General features: G+C 65.8%; 24 protein-coding genes and 1 tRNA gene. 14 read left to right on the top strand and 11 right to left on the bottom strand.

Annotated elements, in window-relative coordinates; all coding sequences use genetic code 11:
- Positions 1-29 precede the first annotated feature (29 nt).
- Positions 30-533, top strand: a complete 504-nt coding sequence (locus tag CH291_RS12700; protein ID WP_218829029.1) for a MarR family winged helix-turn-helix transcriptional regulator — start codon at positions 30-32, stop codon at positions 531-533.
- Here CH291_RS12700 and marP read toward each other — a convergent pair.
- From marP to nth, 4 genes are read right to left on the bottom strand one after another with little or no spacing between them, the layout of a single operon-like run.
- Positions 530-1,720 carry an acid resistance serine protease MarP gene (gene marP / locus CH291_RS12695; RefSeq protein ID WP_094687644.1) on the bottom strand — a complete coding sequence of 397 codons (1,191 nt, stop codon included), beginning with the start codon at positions 1,718-1,720 and terminating at the stop codon, positions 530-532. The two genes, CH291_RS12700 and marP, sit on opposite strands and share 4 nt — an antisense overlap.
- Positions 1,717-2,403, bottom strand: coding sequence for an NUDIX hydrolase (locus CH291_RS12690; protein ID WP_068054125.1), 687 nt, complete (start codon positions 2,401-2,403; stop codon positions 1,717-1,719). Before CH291_RS12690 ends, marP begins: the two co-directional genes overlap by 4 nt.
- A gap of 23 nt (positions 2,404-2,426) precedes the next feature.
- Positions 2,427-3,035 carry a TlpA family protein disulfide reductase gene (locus tag CH291_RS12685; RefSeq protein ID WP_094687750.1) on the bottom strand — a complete coding sequence of 203 codons (609 nt, stop codon included), beginning with the start codon at positions 3,033-3,035 and terminating at the stop codon, positions 2,427-2,429.
- A 50-nt stretch (positions 3,036-3,085) separates the two neighbouring features.
- Positions 3,086-3,772 (bottom strand): endonuclease III, encoded by a 687-nt coding sequence (gene nth / locus CH291_RS12680; RefSeq protein ID WP_256980838.1) that lies wholly within the window; start codon positions 3,770-3,772, stop codon positions 3,086-3,088.
- A gap of 173 nt (positions 3,773-3,945) precedes the next feature.
- On the opposite strand from nth, the gene CH291_RS12675 reads away from it, so the two are divergent.
- Both CH291_RS12675 and CH291_RS12670 read left to right on the top strand, forming a co-directional pair.
- Positions 3,946-4,215, top strand: coding sequence for a hypothetical protein (locus CH291_RS12675; RefSeq protein WP_068054099.1), 270 nt, complete (start codon positions 3,946-3,948; stop codon positions 4,213-4,215).
- A 267-nt stretch (positions 4,216-4,482) separates the two neighbouring features.
- Positions 4,483-5,157, top strand: a complete 675-nt coding sequence (locus CH291_RS12670; RefSeq protein ID WP_027494494.1) for a Crp/Fnr family transcriptional regulator — start codon at positions 4,483-4,485, stop codon at positions 5,155-5,157.
- Between the two features lie 27 nt (positions 5,158-5,184).
- On the opposite strand, the gene CH291_RS12665 is transcribed toward CH291_RS12670, so the two are convergent.
- Positions 5,185-5,976: an MBL fold metallo-hydrolase gene (locus CH291_RS12665; protein ID WP_094687749.1), complete on the bottom strand. Its 792-nt coding sequence runs from the start codon at positions 5,974-5,976 to the stop codon at positions 5,185-5,187.
- Positions 5,977-6,034: 58 nt separating this feature from the next.
- Between CH291_RS12665 and CH291_RS12660 the strand changes: the two genes are divergently transcribed.
- Positions 6,035-6,889 (top strand): Gfo/Idh/MocA family protein, encoded by an 855-nt coding sequence (locus CH291_RS12660; protein ID WP_176460210.1) that lies wholly within the window; start codon positions 6,035-6,037, stop codon positions 6,887-6,889.
- Positions 6,890-6,956: 67 nt separating this feature from the next.
- On the opposite strand, the gene CH291_RS12655 is transcribed toward CH291_RS12660, so the two are convergent.
- Both CH291_RS12655 and CH291_RS12650 read right to left on the bottom strand, forming a co-directional pair.
- On the bottom strand, positions 6,957-7,415 hold the full coding sequence (locus CH291_RS12655) for a RidA family protein (RefSeq protein ID WP_068054093.1): 459 nt from the start codon (positions 7,413-7,415) through the stop codon (positions 6,957-6,959).
- A 6-nt stretch (positions 7,416-7,421) separates the two neighbouring features.
- Entirely contained in the window at positions 7,422-7,589 is a 168-nt protein-coding gene (locus tag CH291_RS12650; protein WP_094638696.1) for a DUF4177 domain-containing protein, read from the bottom strand.
- A 57-nt stretch (positions 7,590-7,646) separates the two neighbouring features.
- On the opposite strand from CH291_RS12650, the gene CH291_RS12645 reads away from it, so the two are divergent.
- Genes CH291_RS12645 through CH291_RS12635 form a run of 3 tightly spaced genes read left to right on the top strand, consistent with a single transcriptional unit; the run spans position 7,647 to position 11,206 of the window.
- Entirely contained in the window at positions 7,647-9,026 is a 1,380-nt protein-coding gene (locus CH291_RS12645; protein WP_179276524.1) for a wax ester/triacylglycerol synthase domain-containing protein, read from the top strand.
- 45 nt (positions 9,027-9,071) lie between these two features.
- On the top strand, positions 9,072-10,079 hold the full coding sequence (locus CH291_RS12640; RefSeq protein ID WP_068054088.1) for an ArsA family ATPase: 1,008 nt from the start codon (positions 9,072-9,074) through the stop codon (positions 10,077-10,079).
- Positions 10,076-11,206: an ArsA family ATPase gene (locus CH291_RS12635; RefSeq protein WP_094638698.1), complete on the top strand. Its 1,131-nt coding sequence runs from the start codon at positions 10,076-10,078 to the stop codon at positions 11,204-11,206. The genes CH291_RS12640 and CH291_RS12635 overlap by 4 nt, the downstream gene beginning before the upstream one ends.
- Before the next feature lie 22 nt (positions 11,207-11,228).
- Here the strand turns inward: CH291_RS12635 and CH291_RS12630 are convergent, their stop codons facing one another.
- A complete protein-coding gene (locus tag CH291_RS12630) occupies positions 11,229-11,552 on the bottom strand; it encodes a WhiB family transcriptional regulator (protein ID WP_008712729.1) in 324 nt (107 codons plus the stop codon).
- A gap of 295 nt (positions 11,553-11,847) precedes the next feature.
- Between CH291_RS12630 and CH291_RS12625 the strand changes: the two genes are divergently transcribed.
- Entirely contained in the window at positions 11,848-14,196 is a 2,349-nt protein-coding gene (locus CH291_RS12625; RefSeq protein WP_094638699.1) for a penicillin-binding protein, read from the top strand.
- Between the two features lie 63 nt (positions 14,197-14,259).
- On the opposite strand, the gene CH291_RS12620 is transcribed toward CH291_RS12625, so the two are convergent.
- Positions 14,260-14,724 carry a GatB/YqeY domain-containing protein gene (locus CH291_RS12620; RefSeq protein ID WP_032395267.1) on the bottom strand — a complete coding sequence of 155 codons (465 nt, stop codon included), beginning with the start codon at positions 14,722-14,724 and terminating at the stop codon, positions 14,260-14,262.
- A gap of 206 nt (positions 14,725-14,930) precedes the next feature.
- Here CH291_RS12620 and CH291_RS12615 point away from each other — a divergent pair, with 206 nt between their 5' ends.
- The 6 genes from CH291_RS12615 to CH291_RS12590 all read left to right on the top strand — a co-directional run bounded on the left by CH291_RS12615 (position 14,931) and on the right by CH291_RS12590 (position 18,993).
- The gene (locus CH291_RS12615; RefSeq protein WP_231893981.1) at positions 14,931-15,869 is read left to right on the top strand and encodes a metallophosphoesterase; all 939 of its coding nucleotides are present in this window, start codon (positions 14,931-14,933) and stop codon (positions 15,867-15,869) included.
- A 17-nt stretch (positions 15,870-15,886) separates the two neighbouring features.
- A tRNA-Pro gene (locus CH291_RS12610) sits at positions 15,887-15,960 on the top strand.
- 117 nt (positions 15,961-16,077) lie between these two features.
- On the top strand, positions 16,078-16,503 hold the full coding sequence (locus tag CH291_RS12605) for an SRPBCC family protein (RefSeq protein WP_094687748.1): 426 nt from the start codon (positions 16,078-16,080) through the stop codon (positions 16,501-16,503).
- Positions 16,504-16,595: 92 nt separating this feature from the next.
- Positions 16,596-17,498 carry an ATP-binding cassette domain-containing protein gene (locus CH291_RS12600; RefSeq protein ID WP_094687641.1) on the top strand — a complete coding sequence of 301 codons (903 nt, stop codon included), beginning with the start codon at positions 16,596-16,598 and terminating at the stop codon, positions 17,496-17,498.
- Complete coding sequence (locus CH291_RS12595) at positions 17,495-18,241, top strand: ABC transporter permease (RefSeq protein WP_094687640.1); 747 nt, start codon at positions 17,495-17,497, stop codon at positions 18,239-18,241. Before CH291_RS12600 ends, CH291_RS12595 begins: the two co-directional genes overlap by 4 nt.
- On the top strand, positions 18,238-18,993 hold the full coding sequence (locus CH291_RS12590; RefSeq protein WP_094687639.1) for an ABC transporter permease: 756 nt from the start codon (positions 18,238-18,240) through the stop codon (positions 18,991-18,993). The genes CH291_RS12595 and CH291_RS12590 overlap by 4 nt, the downstream gene beginning before the upstream one ends.
- 53 nt (positions 18,994-19,046) lie before the next feature.
- On the opposite strand, the gene CH291_RS12585 is transcribed toward CH291_RS12590, so the two are convergent.
- Together CH291_RS12585 and CH291_RS12580 are read right to left on the bottom strand one after the other, a co-directional pair.
- Positions 19,047-20,018, bottom strand: coding sequence for an LLM class F420-dependent oxidoreductase (locus CH291_RS12585; protein ID WP_094687638.1), 972 nt, complete (start codon positions 20,016-20,018; stop codon positions 19,047-19,049).
- A gap of 9 nt (positions 20,019-20,027) precedes the next feature.
- Complete coding sequence (locus tag CH291_RS12580; protein ID WP_094687637.1) at positions 20,028-20,828, bottom strand: SDR family NAD(P)-dependent oxidoreductase; 801 nt, start codon at positions 20,826-20,828, stop codon at positions 20,028-20,030.
- Between the last annotated feature and the right edge of the window lie 10 nt (positions 20,829-20,838).

Raw genomic sequence — 20,838 nt, 5'->3', positions numbered from 1 at the left:
CCGCAGCAAGCAACGGTATCGTGTAACCCGTGTCCGATGCCCCGCACCTCTCGCCTCAGGAAGACCGAACCTGGTCTCTGCTCGTGGGAGTGATGATGTGGCTACCGGGCGCCCTCGATGCGTACCTCGGCCACGAGCACGGGCTCACACACGCGGAGTATCAGGTCCTGCGTTGGTTGTCGACGAGCGAGGAAAGCGACGTTCACATGACGCAGCTGGCCGCGGGCGCAGGCGTCACGCCCTCACACCTGTCGCGCATCGTGACCAGGATGGAAAAGAAGCTGTGGGTCACTCGACGAAGCGATTCCGGGGACGCACGACGAACATTGGCACGATTGACCGATGCCGGCTCGCAGGCGGTGGACCGCATCGAGCCCGGGTACGTGCAGCAAGTGCGCCGACGGGTGTTCGAGCACCTCGGCCCCGGCCGGATCGACCAGCTCGAGCAGCTGGCCGAGGCGATCCTGACCCCACTCAGACAAGATTGTGTGCATCTGTTGCCCAGCCGGACTTCGCCAGGCCCTGGCGACTAGACGACGCAGTCGCCCGTGCCGACCGGCACCGGGGCAGCGAAGCTCTGTGCAAGTTCGTCGGCGATCTCCGACGCGGTCAACACGAATCCGGTGTCGGGGTCGTCGACGGCAGCGCCGAACACGACTCCGAGTACTTCTCCGGACGAGTTGACCAGGGGTCCACCGGAATTGCCCTGCCGCACCGATCCGCGCACGGTGTAGACCTCACGCTGGATGGTTCCGGTGCGGTAGATGTCCGGCCCGCTGAGGTTGATGATCTCGCGGACACGCGCCGGGCTCGCCGTGTACGGACCGCCGCCGGGGTAACCGAGCACGATGGCGTCGGTACCGGATTCGGCTGGCGTCGGGGCGAAGGTCAGCACCGGTGCCTGCAGCTGTGGAACACGAAGCACCGCAACGTCTTCTTCCGGATCGAACAGCACGACGTCTGCGTCGAGCGGTCCGTTGGGCGAATCGACGGTCACCTCGGAGGTGCCGGCGACGACGTGCGCGTTGGTCATCACCAGATCGGATCCGACGACGAAACCGGAGCCTTCGAGAGCCTTCTGGCAGCTCGGTGCGATGCCGTTGATCTTGATGACACTCGATTGCAGTTGCACCGGAACAGGTCCGGCTGCGATACCGGAGTCGGGCGCGGCGACCTCGGCGACCGGGGTGCGACCGAACGGTCCGATGACGTCCGGCAATCCGGAGGTGTCGAGCAACGCCGAGAATTCCTCGGGTACCTGCCGCAGCCAGTCGGGTGCCACCTGATCGACCTGACCGAGCACCGACGACCCGCGCACCGCACTGGCCACCTCGGGCTGCGAGGACGACGTCAGTGGAATGGCGAGCAGCCACGCAGCGGCGAGCACCGCCACCGCCTGCAGCCCGGCTCCGACCGTGCTGTCGACGGATCGTGCTGCGCGCGAATGTATTCCGCTGCGCAAGGCCCGCCCTAGGACCATTCCGGCGACTTCACCGACGATCACCAACACCACGATCAGTGCGATACCGACGAACACCCGCGTCCGCGCACCGTCGACGTGTTCGAGCACGTGCGGTGCCACCAGAATGCCGGCAACGGCACCGAGGACGACCCCCAGAAACGCCAGCGCCGACGCCACCGCCCCCTGCCGCCATCCCGACGACGCCGCCAGCAGTGCGATGGCGATCACCGCGATATCGACCCACCCTGAACCTGTCACCGATCGAGCCTCGCTCCTACCGCAGTCAAGCTGGCCTCCAGATCGCGTATGTCCCCCGTGTCCCACTCGGGCTCCCAGCCCGATACAGCCAGCAGACCCGCCAGGATACCGCCCGTGAATCCCCACACCAGCATTCCCTGCACAGCGAACGCTGGGCCCTGGTAGCCCGCAGGGTGGCGCACCTGGAATCGATTGTCCGGATCGAGCAACTCGCGCAACGGAACTCGCACCACTCGCTCGGTCTCGCCGGGATCGACGACGCGCACCGGGCTGGGCTGCTGCCAGTACGAGAGCACCGGAACCACATCGAAGCGCGACGGCGGAACGTAGATGCCGGGCATCGTCGCCAGTGGCACGACGCCTGCCGGATCGAGCCCGGTTTCCTCCTGCGCCTCGCGCAGTGCCGTGCCGACCGGGCCGTCGTCGCCCGGGTCGGTGGCTCCGCCGGGGAAGGCGATCTGCCCGCTGTGATCGCGCAACGTCGACGCACGCTGCGTCAGCAGGACGTCGGCGTCGGCGGGCAATCCACCGGGCGAGGTGGGATCTGCGGAGGCGGGGCCGCCGAACAGCACCAGCACAGCGGCGGACCGCGGTCGGTCGGACGGCGGTGCCTGACGCTGCAGCACGGGGTTGATGCCGGTGGTGTCGGTCAGTCCGCCGGCCCTGCCTGCCACGTCGAGCATGCGTCCGAGCCAGTCGGGTGCGCTCACGAGTCGACTCCGAGGTTCACGCGTACGGCGTCGGCGATCTCGTCGACGCTACGGAAAGGTTGTGGCAGCACCTTGGCGACAGTGCCATCCGCAGATATCAAAACGGAAACGGGCAGCACATTGGGTGCTCCGACGGCGGCGACGACGCGGCCGCCGCCGTCCTGAACGCCGGGCAGGGTGACGCCGTAATCGGTCAACCGAGTCAGGCCGTTGGCCTCGTTGGCGTCGTTGTGGACGGTCAGGACCTCGATCTTCTCGCCCGCCCGGTCGGCGTACTGCTGCAGATAGGGCAGCTCTTCGGCGCACGGGCCACACCAGTACGCCCAGATGTTGAGCAAAGCAGGGCGGCCCGCGAGGCTCTGCCCGAGGTCGACGTACGAGCCGTCACCGATGCATTCGAGGGTGATGCCCGTCAACGGGCCCGCGGCGTTGCCCGACGCCGTGGGGCACGCGGCGAGACCGGCGTCCTGACGCAGTGGTGCGAGCGCCTCGGGAGTGTCGACTGCACGACGCTCGTCCGTGCTCGGTATTCGCTGCCCGAGGCCGGGCGAATCCATGGGCTGCGCGGTCGGCTCTTCGCTCCGGGGCCACAGCGCGTAGACCATCCCGACCACCAGGATCAGAGCGACCAGTGACCACCGCAGGGCAGATTTGTTCACGGCACGATTCCGACGAGAGCGAGAAGGTGATCGGTTTCCGGGCCCTTCACCAACGCAGCTGCGGTTGCGGGGTCGGTCGGACCGGTCCCGAACGAGGGGCAGTCCTTGGCGAGGACGCACACCCCGCATGCGGGTGTACGGGCGTGGCAAACGCGTCGACCGTGAAAGATGACTCGATGCGAGAGCAGCGTCCACTCCTTGCGCTCGATGAGTGCGCCGACGGCGTGCTCGACCTTGACCGGGTCCTGTTCCTCGGTCCACTGCCAGCGCCGTACGAGCCGTCCGAAATGGGTGTCGACGGTGATTCCCGGAACATCGAAGGCATTACCGAGAACCACGTTGGCCGTCTTGCGGCCGATCCCGGGGAGTGTGACGAGGTCCTTCAGCGTCGCGGGCACCTCGCCGTCGAAGTTCTCCAGCAACTTCTGCCCGAGACCGATCAGCGAGTTGGCCTTGTTCCGATAGAAGCCCGTGGTGCGGATGAACTCCTCGAGTTCGGTCCGGTCGGCCTCGGCGTAATCACGGGCTGTGCGGTATCTCACGAACAGCGCTGGGGTGACCATGTTGACGCGCTTGTCGGTGCACTGCGCGGACAGGATGGTCGCGACGGCCAGTTCCAGCGGCGTGGTGAAGTCGAGTTCGCAGTACACATGCGGGAAGGCAGTGTTCAACGTCCGGTTCATTCGCCGAGCTCGACGCACCAGCCCGAGGTGCGTCTCCTCGCGTTTGCGCACGTCGGGGCGTTTCGGAGCTGTCGAATCCACTCCACAACTGTACGGACAAGAATGCGTAACGTTCCTCGCGGCAGCAGCGGACCGTGTTTGTATCGAGATCTTTTCGGTGTTAACTGGCCGGTATGCAAGGACTCGCCGTGGTGCTCTTTCCGGTACTACTCATGCTCTTCGCACTCGCGATGGAACGCGTCGAGTTTCGTCTGAGCAAGCTCGGCGTCCGGGAGCAAGAAGTACAGGAATTCCTCGATCAGGCGAGCAAGTCCGAGGTCGCCACTCTGGCGAACGAGGGCTTCCCGCACGCATTGGCCCGGTTCAACACCCGCAAACGCCGCCAGACCCCGCCGCGGACCATCGACACGCGCGACGGCCTGGCCGACCAACGAGCCAGTTGAGCGCGCGTTTCGTCCCATTGGTCGTAATTTGGATGAATTTCGGGTGAACGGGAACACACGCCCGAGTCCTCTGGCAACCTGTGGTGGCGTCGATCACTCGGTTTTCACCGACTCGAAGTAGACTCCCCTGAGGTAATTGTTGTGTTTGATCATCGGATCGGCGTCGACGCCTGAACTGCACCGCAGTTCGGTGCATGGCACGAACTGAGTACAAACGCTTTCGGTGGTGCGGGTTTCCGCGACACCGACATCCCAAAAGGAGCGCAAGTGGACGACGTCCTGGCACGGGCCGGCATCTTCCAAGGAGTCGAACCCTCTGCGGTTGCGGCACTGACGAAGCAGCTGCAGCCTGTCGATTTCCCCCGTGGGCACGTGGTGTTCAACGAGGGTGAGCCCGGAGACCGGCTCTACATCATCGTTTCGGGCAAGATCAAGCTCGGGCGACGCTCCCCCGACGGCCGCGAGAACCTGCTGACGATCATGGGACCGTCGGACATGTTCGGTGAGCTGTCGATCTTCGACCCCGGCCCCCGTACGTCCTCGGCCACCACGGTCACCGAGGTCCGCGCGGTCAGCATGGACCGTGCTGCGCTCAAGGACTGGATCGATCAGCGCCCCGAGATCGCCGAGCAGCTGCTGCGCGTACTGGCTCGCCGGTTGCGTCGCACCAACAACAACCTGGCCGACCTCATCTTCACCGACGTTCCCGGACGTGTCGCGAAGGCGCTGCTCCAGCTGGCCCAGCGCTTCGGCACCCAGGAAGCGGGATCGCTGCGCGTGACCCACGACCTGACGCAGGAAGAGATCGCTCAGCTCGTCGGTGCCTCTCGCGAGACCGTCAACAAGGCACTGGCCGACTTCGCGCACCGCGGCTGGCTGCGTCTCGAAGGCAAGTCCGTGCTGATCTCGGACTCCGAGCGGCTGGCACGCAGAGCTCGCTAGGCCGAGTTCCGTCGAGACAGCTGCTCGCTAGCTCTCGCGGAGGTAGGCCAGCTGCGTCTTGACCGACATCCGCGCAGCCGGCCACAACTTCTTGTCCACGTCGGAATAGACGTGCCGTACCACCTGCATCGGTTTCGCGTTCTCGCCGATCTCGGCGAGCGCCGAGCGAACCTGATCCAGCCGCTGCCGACGGTGGGCGCGATACGCTCGCGCCACCTCGGCGGTGTCCGGCAACTCCGGCCCGTGCCCGGGAAGTACCGTCTTCCCCGCACCGGCCGCCTCGAGCCGGTCCAACGACTGCAGATAGTCCGCGAGCGAACCGTCCTTCGGGTCCAGCACCGTCGTGCCGCGACCCAAGACGGTATCTCCCGTCAGGATCGCGTCGTCCAACACGAAACTCACCGAATCCGCGGTGTGACCTGGCGTGTGCAGAACCTCGATACGCAGCCCGGCTGCCTCGATGACCTCGCCGTGGGCCAGCGTTGCGCCGCCCCCGTGCAGGAACTTCTCCCCTACCGCACGCACCGGCGCCGCCGTCTTGCGGTGGAACCGCTTCAGTCCGCCGGTGTGATCCGCGTGTCGATGAGTGACGAGCGTCAGCACCACCGTGCCCGACGCGGCGGCGGCGTCGAGATGAGCTTTGTCCTTCGGCCCGGGATCGACGACGATGCATTCGTCCGACCCCGGTGCCTGCAGAATCCAGGTGTTCGTCCCGTCGAGCGTCATCTTGCCCGGGTTGTCGGCGAGCAGAACCGACGCGGTGGGCGTCACCTGCCGGAGAAGTCCGTACGCGGGATGCTGGGGGTTCGAGTCGGCCATGAAAGTACTGTAGGTCGCCTGCTCCACGCCGTGTCCAGGAGGACTACCGTCGATATTCATGAAGGTCGGACTCGTCGGAGCTGGGCCCTGGGCCCGTAAGACTCAAGCCCCCTCGCTACTCGCCCATCCCGCCATCGACTTCGCCGGAGCATGGGCACGCAGACCCGAAGCGGCAGCCGAGCTGGGGGCACCGGTCTTCGAATCGTTCGACGACCTGCTGGGTGCCGTCGATGCGGTGGCGTTCGCGGTACCACCGGCCGTGCAAGCCGGGTACGCACTCCGCGCGGTGCAGGCAGGCAAACATGTGTTGCTGGACAAGCCGATTGCCGCAACAGTGGCCGAGGCCGAGGAACTGGCCGCGGCAGTGACGGCCGCAGGCGTCCGCTCGATGGTGACGCTGACGCTCCGGTTCGCCCCGGAGACAAGGCAATTCCTCGACGCGGTCGCCGGGCGACCGTGGGCAGCGGGTTCGGGTACCTGGTTCTCCGGTGCCGTCCTCGGCGGGGCGTACGCGAACTCGCAGTGGCGACACGACGACGGGGCGATCCTCGACATCGGCCCACACGTGTTCGATCTGCTCGACGCCGCACTGGGAACCATTGCGCGCGTTGCCTACTCGCACCGTGAGGTGGCGTCGGACAGTTGGACCGTGGTGCTCGAGCACGAGGGCGGTGCAACGAGCACCGTGCAGTTGTCGCTGCGGACGCCGATCATGCCGTCCCTGATGCGGATCGAGCTCAGCGGCACCGACGGAGTCGAGACCCTCACCGACCGCTCGACCTCGTCGACCGACTGCTTCGCCGTCCTGCTGGACGAATTCCTCGAGTCGGTCGACAAGGGTGTCGATCACGAATGCTCGGTACACCGAGGCCTACACCTGCAGAAAGTGATCAGTGCGGCTGCGCCCCAGTGACATGTGCGGCTGCGCCCCAGTGGCGTGGTTGAGTGCCCCAGAGGGCACCTAGCCACACCACTGCGCGTCAGCGCAGTTCGACGATGAGCTCCACTTCCACCGAAGCACCGAGTGGCAGTTCGGCGACACCCACGGCCGAGCGCGCATGCTTGCCCGCATCGCCGAAGATCTCACCGATGACGTTCGACGCCCCGTTGATCACCCCGGGCTGGCCGGTGAATCCCGGAGCGGAGGCGACGAAGCCGACCGCCTTGATCACTCGGGCCACCGAATCGATGCCGACGAGCGCGTGCACGGCGGCGAGCGCATTCAGGGCGCAGAGGCGCGCCGCTGCGGTGGCGTCCTCAGCGGTGACGTCGCCGCCGACCTTGCCCACCGACGTCAGGTTTCCGTCCACGATCGGCAACTGGCCGGAGGTGTGGACGAGCGAGCCCACCTGCACCGCCGGGACGTACGCCGCCAGCGGCGGGACGACGTCGGGCAGCTCGATGCCCAGCTCGGACAGTCGTTCGCTCCAATTCGCCACGCGCGCTCAGACCTTCGGGCGCTTGAAGTACGCGACCAACGTGTCTCCGCCGTTGGGTCCCGCCATGATCGTGACGAGCTCCCAGCCCTCGGAGCCGTAGTTGTCGAGAATCTGCTTGGTGGCGTGAATCAGGACCGGCGCGGTGAAGTACTCCCAGATGATCTTTTCGCTCATGACTGTTGAGCCTATCGTTCGGTTCCACCGATGCGGTGCCGGAACTACAGTCGTCGCATGGATCGGCTCGATATCAAGGACGCCATCTATCACTTCGCGCGTGACCGCGGTGATTCTCGAGACCAGTTCTCCCTGACGGCGTTCGACTCGGTCGAACGCCCCGCGCCCTCGTTCGACGAGATCGTCGCCCACATGGAGGCCCGGGCACCGCTGGTCCCCGGCCTGGGACTGCGGCTCCGGGAGGCGCCACTGAATCTGGACTACCCGCGATGGGTACCCGATACGTCCCCGCTGTCCGAGCGGATGTCGGATCACGATCTCGGCGGTGCGCCCTGGGCCGACTTCGAGATCTTGATGGGCGACCTGCTCCGCACTCGTCTCGATCTCCGAGAGCACTCCTGGCACCTGCACGTGGTCCGTGGAATCGGTTCTGCTCCGATGATGCAGGGTGCGGTGACGGTGGTGATACTGCAGGTCGGGCACGCCCTGACCGATGGGCTGGGCGTATCGAGGATGGTACGCGCACTGTTCGAGCCAGTGTCCGAGCCAATATCCGCGCCGGGCGCGGCACCGTCGCCGAATCTCACTGCCGAGCGAGAGAATCCCGTTTCGAGCACTCTCGGTGCGGTGGTGCGCGCACCGGTCGATCTCGTTCGATCGCGGTGGGAGGCCCGTCGAGCTGTTCGCGCGTACCGGGGGTCGCAGCCCGGCCCGCCCTCGGTGCCGGCCACGGCGCTGAACCAGGCCGTGGGGCCGTATCGAGTCGTTCGCATAGTGCCGATGCAGAAGACGGAAGTCCGCGCGGGTGCCGCGTCGGTCACGGTGTCCGCTCTGTGTGCCGTCGGCTCGTGCCTCAACCAATATCTCGGCGACGGCGACGGCGACGGCGACGAGCCGCTGTCCGCGACCGGAGGCACCGTCGCGGCGTTCGTCCCGATGGCCCTACCGCGCGACGTGGAGTGGCCGGCAGCGAATCGAGCGGTGGTCGGAACGGTCGACCTCCACGTCGGAGAACCCGATATCGCGAAGCGAGCCGAGCTGATCACTCGGTCGCTCGCGGCCGAACGAGCCAGGGTGACGGCGGCACCGTTGCTCCGCGTCGCGCGCGCGGACGAGCGAGTGCCTGCACCGATCGTCCAATTCGTACAGGGACGCCGATTCCGACAACACGACCGCTCTCCGTCGCACGTCGGTGCCAAGACGACCGTCGTCAGTGTCGACCGTGGCCGCGCGGACCTCGAGCTGTATGGTGCCGTCGCGCGTTTCTCGGCAGGCTTTCCGTTCCTCGAAGACGGCCGGTGTCTCAACCACGGAATCTTCGGCCTGGGCGACGTGGTGACGATCGCGATGGTCGCCTGTCCCGACGCAGTACCGAATCTCGACGCGTACACCCAGGGATTGGTCGACCGACTCCGCCGACACTCCGAGCAGAGTTAGACACTTCGGTCGGACGCCCGGGGACGACCTCTATATGGTCGGGGTGTGGGCATAGCGAACGAAGAGGGATGGCCGGCGAAGGCAGATGCCGCGCGGCTGCATTTCGTATCCGGTAAGGGCGGGACCGGCAAGACGACGGTCGCTGCCGCCTTGGCACTGGCGCTTGCAGCCGGTGGTCGACGGGTGTTGCTGGTGGAGGTCGAGGGCAGGCAGGGCATCGCGCAGCTGTTCGACGTGCCGCAGCTTCCGCCCAAGGAGACACGCGTCGCCTCGGCGGACGGCGGCGGCGAGGTCTACGCACTGGCCATCGACATCGAGACCGCGTTCCTCGAATACCTCGAGATGTTCTACAACCTCGGCTTCGCCGGCCGCGCGATGCGCAAGATCGGCGCCATCGAGTTCGCGACGACCATCGCACCGGGTCTGCGCGACGTGTTGCTGACCGGCAAGGTCAAGGAATGTGTGGTGCGGACCGACAAGAAGGGCAACCGGGCCTACGACGAGATCGTCGTCGACTCGCCGCCGACCGGACGCATCGGAAACTTCCTCGACGTCACCAAGGCCATGGCCGACCTGGCCAAGGGCGGACCGGTTCGTTCGCAGAGCGAGGGCGTGGTGCGGTTGCTGCACTCGGCCGACACCGTCGTGCACCTGGTGACACTGCTCGAGGCGCTGCCGGTGCAGGAGACGGCCGACGCGGTGCGTGAGCTAGAGGCGGCAGATCTTCGACTCGGCGCGGTCATCGTCAATCGCACCGAACCGACCTACCTGCCGGCCGAGTCGCTCGAGGCCATCGCCGAGGGCGAGATCGATGCCGTCGCCATTCAGGACGGTCTCGCCAAGACAGGAATCACGTTGTCCGAGGCGGACTTCGCGGGGTTGCTCACCGAATCGATCGAGCACGCGGCAACGCTCTCGGCTCAGGTGGAGAGCGCAACCACGCTCGACGAACTCGACGTCGCGCGGATGTCGCTGCCGATGTTGGCCGATGGTGTCGATCTCGGCGGGTTGTACGAGCTCGCCGCCAAGCTTGCAGAACAGGGTGTCCGATGACTCGACCAGTAGCAACCGAACTCGATGTCGACCGCATCCTGACCGATCCCACGTCGCGGATCGTCGTCGTCTGCGGGGCCGGCGGAGTCGGCAAGACCACCACCGCGGCTGCGATGGCGCTGCGCGCTGCCGAGCAGGGTAGGCGGGTGGTGGTGCTGACGATCGATCCGGCCCGTCGCCTGGCTCAGGCTCTCGGTCTCGGCGATCTCGACAACAGCCCGCAGCCGGTGAAGTTGGGTGCCGGTGCCAAGGGTGAACTGCACGCGATGATGCTGAACATGCGACGCACGTTCGACGAGATGGTCATCGAGCACTCGACGCCGGAGAAGGCCGAGCAGGTGCTGGCCAATCCGTTCTATCAGACTGTGGCGTCGTCGTTTTCGGGCACACAGGAGTACATGGCGATGGAGAAGTTGGGGCAGTTGTCCCTGGACTCGTCGTGGGATCTGATCGTGGTGGACACTCCGCCGTCGCGCAACGCACTGGACTTCCTCGATGCACCGCAGCGACTCGGCTCGTTCCTCGACGGCCGTTTCATCCGGCTGCTCACCGCTCCCGGCCGCGGCATCACCCGCGTGGTCACCAGCGCGATGAGCTTGGCCATGCGCGGCGTCTCCACCGTGATCGGCAGCCAAATGCTGTCCGACGCATCAGCTTTCGTGCAATCACTGGATTCCATGTTCGGCGGGTTCCGCGAGCGGGCGACGCGTACCTACCAGCTGCTTCGCGAGGACGGCACCAGCTTCCTCGTCGTCGCTGCCGCAGAACCCGACGCGCTGCGCGAGGCGGCCTTCTTCGTGGAGCGCTTGTCTGCGGAGAAGATGCCCCTGGCCGGGTTGGTGGTGAACCGAACGCACCCGACGCTGTCGTCGGTGCAGGCGGATCACGCCGCGACGGCGGCCGATCTACTCGATCGGATCGACGACCCGGGTGCGGATCTGACCGCCGCTGTCCTCCGGATCCACGCTCAGCGCGCCGTCACGGCAGCGCGTGAGGTGCGGTTGCTTCGCCGGTTCACCGGTGCGCACCCCCGCGTGCCTATCGTCGGTGTTCCGTCACTGCCGTTCGAGGTCTCCGACCTCGCCGCGCTGCGTGCAGTGGCCGATCAGCTGACTCGCAAAGGCTGAATCGGCCCTGCCCGGCAGGCGACTAGATGGCTGCTTGCTGCTGACGCTGGGTCTCGAAGAACTCGGACCAGGAGTCGACCTCGGGGTGCTGCTTGAGCAGCGCCCTGCGCTGGCGTTCCGTCATGCCGCCCCAAACACCGAACTCGACTCGATTGTCGAGGGCATCCGCACCGCACTGCATGAGTACCGGGCAGTGCCGGCAGATGGTTGCGGCCTTGCGCTGCGCTGCACCCCGGACGAAGAGCTGGTCCGGGTCAGTGCCCTTGCAACGGGCGTGCGACACCCAGGCGATGCGTGCCTCGGCTTCTTCTACATCGAGTCGCGTCGGCGCGGTTGTCGTGTGCATGCGGATACCCCTTTGCGTTGCGGACGTCCTCGCTGGACGTCCCGGAGGCTCGAAGCAGTTTGTACCTCGTCAGGCGAAGCACAAATTCTAGGAGCTGCCCCACATTCATTATCAAGTGTTATGCGAATCACACCGTGCTCAATAATTTAGGTAAAGCGAGCCCCGAATGCAAGACGGCGGGGTCACATTTCTGGTACGGCCGTCCCGAGCAGGGGCGCAGCACACGGCGCATGCAGGCCTCTGCCGGTCCGAGCCACACCCACGTACGCTGTGCTCTGTGTCAGTTGGAAAAACCGTGGCGAAGCTCGCCGGATGTTCAGCACTCGCCGGTGCATTGCTCGCCGGCGTGATGTTCCCCTTGGCCGGTGGGTTCGGGTACGCCTCCAACCGCGCCGCCGATACCGTCGACAACGTCTCGGCCGAGTTGGTGGAGGGCGCAGTGCCTGCCGTCTCGACGATGACGGACGTCAACGGCAATCCCATCGCCTGGCTGTACGAGCAGCGTCGATTCGAAGTGCCGAGCGACCAGATCTCCAACGAGATGAAGCTCGCCATCGTCTCGATCGAGGACCGCCGCTTCGCCGAACACCAGGGCGTGGACTGGCAGGGCACGCTCCGTGCGTTCCTGACCAACACCACCAGCGGGCAGGTCGAGCAGGGCGCATCCACCATCGATCAGCAGTACGTGAAGAACTACCAGCTGCTCGTGGTGGCCAAGACCGACGCCGAGCGCCGAGCGGCCATCGAGACGACGCCCGCTCGCAAGATCCGCGAGATCCGCATGGCGTTGACGCTCGACAAGGAACTGACCAAGGACGAGATCCTCACCCGGTACCTCAACCTCGTTCCGTTCGGCAACGCGTCCTTCGGCATCCAGGACGCCGCCCAGACCTACTTCGGTATCGATGCGAGCCAGCTCAGCGCCGTCCAGGCCGCGATGCTCGCAGGCATGGTGCAGTCCAGCTCCGCACTCAACCCGTACACCAACGAGGAGGGCGTGCTCGAGCGCCGGAACACCGTGCTCGACACGATGATCCAGAACCTCCCCGAACGCGCCGACGAGCTCGCCGCGCTCAAGTCCGAGCCGCTCGGTGTGCTGCCCGTTCCCCAGACCCTGCCCCGCGGATGCATCGCGGCAGGCGACCGCGGATTCTTCTGCGACTACGCACTGCAGTACCTGGCCGAGGCGGGAATCAGCCAGGAACAGATCGACAAGGGCGGGTACCTCATCCGCACGACGCTCGACCCCGCGGTACAGAACTCCACCAAGGCCGCTCTGGTGGAGAACACCAGTCCGAACCTCGACGGCGTCGCCACCGTCATGAACGTCGTCGCGCCGGGCCAGGACCAGCACCGAGTTCTCGCCATGGGCAGCAGCCGCACCTACGGCCTCAATGCCGACGACGACGAGACGGTGCAGCCACAGCCGCACTCGCTGGTCGGCAACGGTGCGGGCTCGATCTTCAAGATCTTCACCACCGCCGCGGCGATGGAGCGCGGACTGGGAACCAGCGCGACGCTGCAGGTGCCCAGGCGCGTCGAGGTCAAGGGCGTCGGCGACGGCGGTGCACGGAACTGCCCGGCAGCGACCTACTGCGTCGAGAACGCGGGCAACTACCCGGCGTCGTTGTCCATCACCGACGCGTTGGCGCAGTCCCCCAACACCGCGTTCGTCAAGCTGATCGAGTCGGTCGGCGTCACCCCGACCGTCGACATGGCCGTTCGCCTGGGCCTGCGGTCGTACAACGACCCCGGCTCGTCGGGCACCGACCAGTCCATGGCCGATTTCCAGAAGGATCAGAATCTCGGCTCGTTCACCCTCGGACCGACCTGGGTGAACCCGCTGGAGCTGTCCAACGTGGCTGCCACGTTGGCCTCGGGTGGCATGTGGTGCCCGCCCACCCCCATCGACTCGATCTTCGACCGCGACGGCAAGCCCGTTCCGGTTGCTCACCAGGCGTGTGAGCAGGTCGTCGAGCCCGGACTGGCGAACACCCTCGCCAATGCCATGAGCAAGGACGATCAGCCGGGCGGCACATCCGCCGCAGCGGCCGGCTCCGCCGGCTGGACCCTGCCGATGGCAGGCAAGACCGGCACCACCGAGTCGAACAGGTCGTCCGGCTTCCTCGGGTTCACCAACAACTACGCCGCCGCCGTGTACACGTACGGTGACTCACCGACGCCGAGCGAGATCTGTTCGTTCCCGCTGCGGCCATGCAGCTCGGGCAACCTGTACGGCGGTAACGAGCCGGCTCGAACGTGGTTCGACGCCATGACACCGATCGCCACCAACTTCGGACCCGTCGCGTTGCCACCCGTCGACCAGAAGTACGTCCGCGGCTCGGCCAACGGCCAGGTACCCGACGTGACCGGCCAGAGCCAGTCGTCGGCGACATCGACTCTGCAGGGCGCAGGCTTCCAGGTGACGGTGGCCACCACGGCCGACCAGGCGGCTCGCGGCACCGTGGTGTCGACGTCCCCGTCGGGTTCGGCGGTCCCCGGATCGAACATCACTATCTACGTCAGTGACGGTTCGGTTCGACCTGCTCCGGCTCCGGCACCCGCGCTGCCGAACATCCAGATCCCGGACCTACCGCCGGGCATCCAGATTCCGGCGATCCCTGGGATCACGGCACCTCGCTGAGCGGCTCCGCCGCATGTGAGTGGAACCTCGTAGTCCACTACGAGGTTCCACTCACATCGATTGTCACAGGCGGTCTTTGACAGCCTTCGACAGTCGCGATCCGTCGGCTTTGCCTGCGGCGAGTCCCGACGCGATCTTCATGACCTGACCCATCTGCTTCATCGCCGGTCGCTCCCCGAGGTCTTCGGCGACCTGCGCGATCGCGGTGTCGACGATGTTCGCCAATTCCTCGTCGGTCAAGGGCGTGGGCAGGTACTCGTCGATGATCTGAGCTTCGGCGCGCTCGTTCGCAGCGAGTTCGCCGCGGCCGTTCTGCGTGTAGATCTCGGCCGATTCGCCGCGCTTCTTCGCTTCCTTGGCAAGCACTTTGAGAACGTCGTCGTCGGTCAGATCGTGAGCCTCCTTGCCGGAGACCTCCTCGGTCTGGATGGCGGCGAGAATCATGCGCAGCGTTGCCAGGCGAAGCTTGTCCTTCGCCTTCATCGCTGCGGTGAGGTCGGTTCGGAGGCGGGCCTTGAGTTCGGACATGGCGGAAACGCTACGCGGCGCAGTCCTCGGCTCGCACGTCCATATCCGGTTGCTGCCGTATCGTGGATGAGGTGTCCGCACAATTCAGTCCCTCGTTTCTCAGCACGTCGACGCAACTGCGCAGTGCCTCCACACAACTGCGCAGTGCCTCCTCGCAACTGCGCTCCGCCGCAGAGCAGGCGCGCGACGCCGTCAGAGCAGCACCGTTGAAGAGTTCCGTGATCGGAACGGCGGGCGCGGCGGCGTTGGGTCTCGGATACGCCACACTCATCGAACGCAATGCGTTCACGCTGCGTGAGACGTCGATGGCGGTGCTCGAGCCGGGTTCGGCGACGCTGCGCGTACTCCACATCAGCGACCTGCACATGATGCCCGGACAGCGGATGAAGCAGAACTGGTTGCGTGAACTGGACCGCCTCGAACCCGATCTGGTCGTCAACACCGGAGACAATCTCTCGCACCAGCGCGCCGTGCCCAGCGTCGTGCAGGCGTTGGGGCCGCTGCTGGCTCGGCCTGGCCTGTTCGTGTTCGGTAGCAACGACTACTTCGCGCCCAAGCCGAAGAACCCGTTCAAGTACTTCGACAAGAACCACAAGCGCACCACCGGCGACTCGTTGCCGTGGCGCGACCTGCGGGCCGCGTTCTCCGAGCGGGGCTGGCTCGACGTGACGCATGTGCGTCGCGAGCTCGAGGTGGCCGGGGTACGGATCGCGTCGGCGGGCGTCGACGACCCACATCTGAAGCGCGACCGCTACGACACCATCGCGGGCCAGCCCAATCCGCTCGCAGACCTGCGCCTGGGCATCACGCACTCCCCGGAGCCGCGAGTGCTGGACAAGTTCGCTCAGGACGGTTACGACCTCGTCCTCGCCGGGCACACCCACGGCGGCCAGCTGTGCCTTCCGTTCTACGGCGCGCTGGTGACGAACTGTGAGATCGATCGTTCGCGGGTCAAGGGCCCGTCCAAGTGGGGCGCGCACACCCAGCTGCACGTCTCGGCAGGCATCGGAACGTCGCCGTACGCGCCTGCGCGGTTCTGCTGCCGCCCCGAGGCCACCCTGATCACGCTGACTCCGGCCCCGAGAACGGGTCCGAAAAACGTCTCCGACGAGGGCGTTTCGCGTTCCGAGGCAGTCGTGAGTTAGACTTCTCCAGCGGTACACGGGGTGTGGCGCAGCTTGGTAGCGCGCTTCGTTCGGGACGAAGAGGTCGTGGGTTCGAATCCCGCCACCCCGACAGTTGGACCACGAAGAGGGACCCATTCGATTCGATCGAATGGGTCCTTTTTTTCACGCGGTGGACGGCTACTGTGAGTCGACTCTGTCGACCCCGAGCGAACGGATCTCACGACCCATGCCGACCCCCACCCGCGTACACGTCAAGCACCGGTTCGTCTCTCCCCCCGAGGTCGTCTTCGCGGCGTTGTCGGAGCACGAGAACCTCGGCCCGCTCTTCATGGCGAAGATCGGCCGCGTTCGGGACGGTGACACCTCCCGCAACGGCATCGGGTCGACGCGCAGCCTGAAGCTGGGTCCGCTTCCTGCGTTCGAGGAAACCACGATCACCTCCGAGCCCCATTCGCTGATCGAGTACCGCATCACCAAGGGCGGCCCGCTACGCGGCCACTGGGGCGTGCAGAAGTTCACCCCCACCGCCGACGGCGGCACCGAGCTCGACTACACGATCGGATTCGATGCACCCGTCCCCGGCCTCGCCGCGATCGTCGGTAAAGCACTGACGTCGAGCATCTCGAAGAATCTGTCGACCCTGGCTCCGTAACGACGCCACCCGGCGGCAAGTCATACCCGAGTAGGACACCGGACATACTCGGGACCGACGATTCTCGCCGCCGAATGCGGGACCGTCGAGGCATGGACATCGTCAGAACTCACAGCCTCGGCAAGCGCTACGACACCCATACCGTCGTCGACGACGTGAACCTTCGCATTCCTGAGGGCTGCGTCTACGGCTTTCTCGGTCCGAACGGATCGGGCAAATCGACGACCATGAAGATGTTGCTGTCCCTGATCCGACCGACCTCCGGCGAGGTGGAGATCCTCGGGAAGCTCGTGAATCACGAGACCCGCCGCGGAGTGCTCTCGCACATCGGTTCACTCATCGAAGCTCCACCCGGATACGGCCATCTCACGGGTGCGGAAAACCTTCGCATCGTGCAACGCTCGCTCGGATTGCACGCCGAACAGATCGACCGGGCGGTGGCCACCGTCCGGCTGCAGGAGCACCTCGACAAGAAGGTGAAGAACTACTCACTGGGGATGAAACAGCGCCTGGGCATCGCGATGGCGCTCGCGCGCGAACCACGACTTCTGATCCTGGACGAGCCCACCAACGGCTTGGACCCGGCGGGCATCGAAGAGATCCGCGGCCTGCTCCGCCATCTCGCCGAACACGGCGTGACAGTGATGGTCTCGAGCCATCTGCTCGGCGAGATCGACAAGACGGCGAACATGCTGGGGATCCTGAGCCAGGGGCGCTTGATCTTCCAAGGCACCCGCGACGAGCTGTTCACCGCCTCCACTCCGGATGTACTCATCGACGTCATCGATCCAACCTGCGCGCGTTCGGTTCTGCAACAGCGCATTTCGGTCGAGGTCGAGGATCACACGCTGAGACTGTCCGGCATCGACGATCGAGGTGCCGCACAGGTGGTGGCAGAACTCGTCGGAGCGAACGCAGGCGTCTACGGCGTTCGGCGCGACGATCAGTCGCTCGAAGACGTATTCATGAATTTGACGAAGGGTGGCCGATTGTGACGACCGTACGCAACGAGTTCGCCAAACTCAGGCACCTGCACATCGGCGCGATCGCCGCTGTGTCGGTCGCCGCAATCGTCGGCTTGACCTTCGTCGGCGCTCTCACCGCAACAGCGTCGAAGGATTCGACCACGGTCTCCTGGGCACTGCCACTGGCCGGGCTGTCCCTTGCCATCCCCGTCGCATCCCCGCTGCTGCTCGCCGTGATAGCCAGCCGCACCATGGAAGTCGAGCACCAATCCAACGGCTGGCTGCTGAACCGGACCAATGGAGCCGACCGCGGAGCCCTCGTGCGCGCGAAGCTCGTCTCGACGGGCCTCGTCGTTGCCGGCGCGACGGTGGCGGCCAGTGCTGGCAGTGTATTTCTGGGAACCGTCATCGGAGTGACCCAACCCTTGCCTGCCGCCCTGTGGTTGGGCTATACGGCGGCGGCGGTGACGATCAACCTCGTGATACTCGCTGTGCACCTGCTGATCTCAGCGCGAGTGGACAACCAACTGGTCGCGCTGGGAATCGGCATCGTGGGTACCGTCATCGCGATCTGCGCCTCCGGATTTCCCTCCTGGGCAGCACACTTGACGCCGTGGGGCTACTACTCCTTGGCGTCTGCCGCCGACTACCGAGGCGAACAGGTGGTGACGCTGAACCCGTCCTACGCCAGCATCGCAGCCCTCGCAGTTGTCGGGGCAGTGTCGTTCTGGCTCACGACCGTTCGACTCGATCGACAGGAGGTACGAGCATGAATGCGTTCTCGGCCGAAATGATCAAGCTCAGGCGCTCGCAGGCATGGGCGGTCGTCGTTCTCCTTCCGCTGATCATCGCGGGGGTCGGAACCTTCAACACGATCGCGTCGGGCGCAGAATTGGCAGAGGGATGGCGCACATTGTGGTTGCGCACAGTCGTGTTCTGGGGCTTGTTCCCACTCGCACTCGGAGTTGCGGTACTGGCATCACTGGTTTGGAAATCCGAACACCGAGGCGGGAATTGGAATGCCCTGATGAGTGGGCCGGTTCCGTCGGCGCGCATCGTGATCGCCAAGACCGCGGTGGTGGCAACACTGACCGCGGCCATGAACATCGTCATGCTGGCAGCCGTCGTTGTTCTCGGCAAGGTGGTCTTCTCGCTCGACGGAACGCTCCCCTCCGAGCTCCTCGCGACCGGTGCGCTGATAGTGGTGGGGTCACTACCGGTCGCGGCACTGCACACCGCTCTGTCGATGGCTGTCAGGTCGTTCGCGGTGCCGATTGCCATCGCTCTCGTCGGGGCCGGTATGTCGGTGTTCCTCCTCACCGCCGAGGTGACCGGGGCGATCTTCGTGCTGCCCTATGCCCTGGCCACTCGCGCAACCCAGTTGACCTCCGGAACTTTCGGTGACTCGGGTTCGCCGACCACCGGAGCCGCACTCTCGGTCCTGACGGCCACGGCGCTGCTCACTGTCTCGGTTGTCGCATCGGCCGGCAGGGCGCTCGACCGCAAGGACATTCACGTCCAGTGACAGCTCGAGGCCCCGATCGGATGCTCTCGATCGGGGCCTCGTGGAACGTCGGGTCAGCTGGACGCAGCGCGCAGTTTCTCCAACAGCGGGCCGGCAGCCTCGGCGAGGAAGCGCTCCTGGGTCTCGTCGCCCACCTGCACGAGTGCGATGTCGGTGTAGCCGGCCTCCCAGTACGGCTTCACGGCCTCGACGATGGCGTCCAGGTCCGGTCCACACGGAATCGTGTCGGCCACATCCTCTTTGCGGACGAACTTGGTGGCGCCGGCGAAACCTGCCGTCGTCGGCAGATCGGCGTTGACGGCCCAGCCACCGGCGAACCAGCGGAAGCGATCGTGCGCGCGATCGACGGCCGCGTCCTTGTCCGGATCCCAGGAGATCGGGATCTGTCCGATGGACCGCGCCGGGCCCTCGTGGTTGTCGGACCATGCCTTGACCAGATCGGCGTCGGGCTCGGTGGCGATGAGGTGGTCGCCGTACTCGGCGAACCGCGCGACGGCCTTCTCGCCACCGGCTGCGATGCCGATGGGCACGCCGCCCTCGGGCAGGTCCCAGATCCGGGCGGAGTCGACGCGAAAGTGCTTGCCGTCGTAGGTGACCAAGCCACCGGAGTGCAATGCCCTGATGATCTCGAGCGCCTCGACGAACATGTCCTGCCGCTTGTCGATGGACGGCCAGCCCTCGCCGACGACGTGCTCGTTCAGGTTCTCACCGCTGCCGAGGCCGAGGGTGAAGCGTCCGTCGGCCAGAATTTGCAGCGTGGCGGCCTTCTGCGCGACGACGGCCGGGTGGTACCGGATGATCGGGCACGTCACGTATGTCATCAACTCGACGCGTTCGGTGGCCTGAGCCACCGCACCCAGCGTCGTCCATGCGTAGGGCGAGTGACCCATCGACGAGAGCCACGGCGAGTAGTGGTCGCTGGCGACCTCGAAGTCGAAGCCGACCTTCTCGGCTCCGACGGCGTACTGCACCAGCTCCTTCGGGCCGCTCTGCTCGGTCATCAACGTGTATCCGAAATTGGTCATGCTGTTCTCCTAAATTGTTGCGACGGAACCGGCGTCGACTCGGTAGTTCGATCCGTTGACGAAGGACGCGCGGTCCGAGCACAGGAACGTGATCACCGAGGCGACTTCCTCGGGTTCGCCCCGCCGTCCGAGCTCCATGTACGGACGCTCCTCGTCGAGGAAGCTCTCGATGGCACCGTCGCGGTCGGTTCCCTTCTCCTCGGCGCGCTTGTCCATCATCGCGTCGGTCATCGGGGTGTGAATGAACGCGGGAGAGACTGCATTGACCAGCAGTCCCTCGGACGCATAGCTGCGCGAGAGCCCCTTGGCGAGGGCCAGCACGCCGGCTTTGGCTGAGCAGTAGGGCAATTCGTCGTCGTACGGCTGCACGGCGTCCTCGGAGGTCAGCAACACGATGCGTCCCCAGCCACCGCGGCGGAGTGCGGGCAGAAATGCTCGCAGTAGCCGGACCGGTCCCATCAGGTCGATGTCGAGGGTGGAACGCCACCCCTCCTCGTCGATCTCGTGGAACAGCCCCTGCGCTCCGGTCACTCCCGAGGACTGGACGAGAATGTCGATGTCGCCCACTGCCTGCTGCGTCCGTGCTGCCAGGTTCTCGACCGCGTCGGTGTCGGTCACGTCCGCGGCGAACGCGAACAACTGCCCCTCCGCTGCGCCGAGTTTCGCTGCGGCCTCGTCGAGAAAGGTCTGATCCTTGTCGCTGATCACGACGCGAACCCCCTCGGCCAGCAGCATTTTCGCGGTGTGCCAGCCGATACCGGAGTCTGCTCCGGTGACCAGTGCTGTCCTACCGTTGATTCCCAAATCCATCGAATTCCAC

Origin of the sequence: Rhodococcus sp. 14-1411-2a (genome assembly GCF_002259485.1) — a bacterium.
In the GTDB taxonomy this organism is placed as follows: Bacteria; Actinomycetota; Actinomycetes; order Mycobacteriales; family Mycobacteriaceae; genus Rhodococcoides.
This window is presented reverse-complemented; position numbering and strand designations above follow the sequence as displayed.

Coding starts and splice junctions, on each gene's coding strand:
- CH291_RS12690 (WP_068054125.1), bottom strand. CDS start 2,403: ATGCTCGACGTGGCAGGCAGGGCCGGCGGACTGACCGACACCACCGGC.
- CH291_RS12685 (WP_094687750.1), bottom strand. CDS start 3,035: ATGGTCTACGCGCTGTGGCCCCGGAGCGAAGAGCCGACCGCGCAGCCC.
- nth (WP_256980838.1), bottom strand. CDS start 3,772: ATGAACCGGACGTTGAACACTGCCTTCCCGCATGTGTACTGCGAACTC.
- CH291_RS12675 (WP_068054099.1), top strand. CDS start 3,946: ATGCAAGGACTCGCCGTGGTGCTCTTTCCGGTACTACTCATGCTCTTC.
- CH291_RS12665 (WP_094687749.1), bottom strand. CDS start 5,976: ATGGCCGACTCGAACCCCCAGCATCCCGCGTACGGACTTCTCCGGCAG.
- CH291_RS12660 (WP_176460210.1), top strand. CDS start 6,035: ATGAAGGTCGGACTCGTCGGAGCTGGGCCCTGGGCCCGTAAGACTCAA.
- CH291_RS12650 (WP_094638696.1), bottom strand. CDS start 7,589: ATGAGCGAAAAGATCATCTGGGAGTACTTCACCGCGCCGGTCCTGATT.
- CH291_RS12645 (WP_179276524.1), top strand. CDS start 7,647: ATGGATCGGCTCGATATCAAGGACGCCATCTATCACTTCGCGCGTGAC.
- CH291_RS12635 (WP_094638698.1), top strand. CDS start 10,076: ATGACTCGACCAGTAGCAACCGAACTCGATGTCGACCGCATCCTGACC.
- CH291_RS12630 (WP_008712729.1), bottom strand. CDS start 11,552: ATGCACACGACAACCGCGCCGACGCGACTCGATGTAGAAGAAGCCGAG.
- CH291_RS12620 (WP_032395267.1), bottom strand. CDS start 14,724: ATGTCCGAACTCAAGGCCCGCCTCCGAACCGACCTCACCGCAGCGATG.
- CH291_RS12605 (WP_094687748.1), top strand. CDS start 16,078: ATGCCGACCCCCACCCGCGTACACGTCAAGCACCGGTTCGTCTCTCCC.
- CH291_RS12600 (WP_094687641.1), top strand. CDS start 16,596: ATGGACATCGTCAGAACTCACAGCCTCGGCAAGCGCTACGACACCCAT.
- CH291_RS12590 (WP_094687639.1), top strand. CDS start 18,238: ATGAATGCGTTCTCGGCCGAAATGATCAAGCTCAGGCGCTCGCAGGCA.
- CH291_RS12585 (WP_094687638.1), bottom strand. CDS start 20,018: ATGACCAATTTCGGATACACGTTGATGACCGAGCAGAGCGGCCCGAAG.
- CH291_RS12580 (WP_094687637.1), bottom strand. CDS start 20,828: ATGGATTTGGGAATCAACGGTAGGACAGCACTGGTCACCGGAGCAGAC.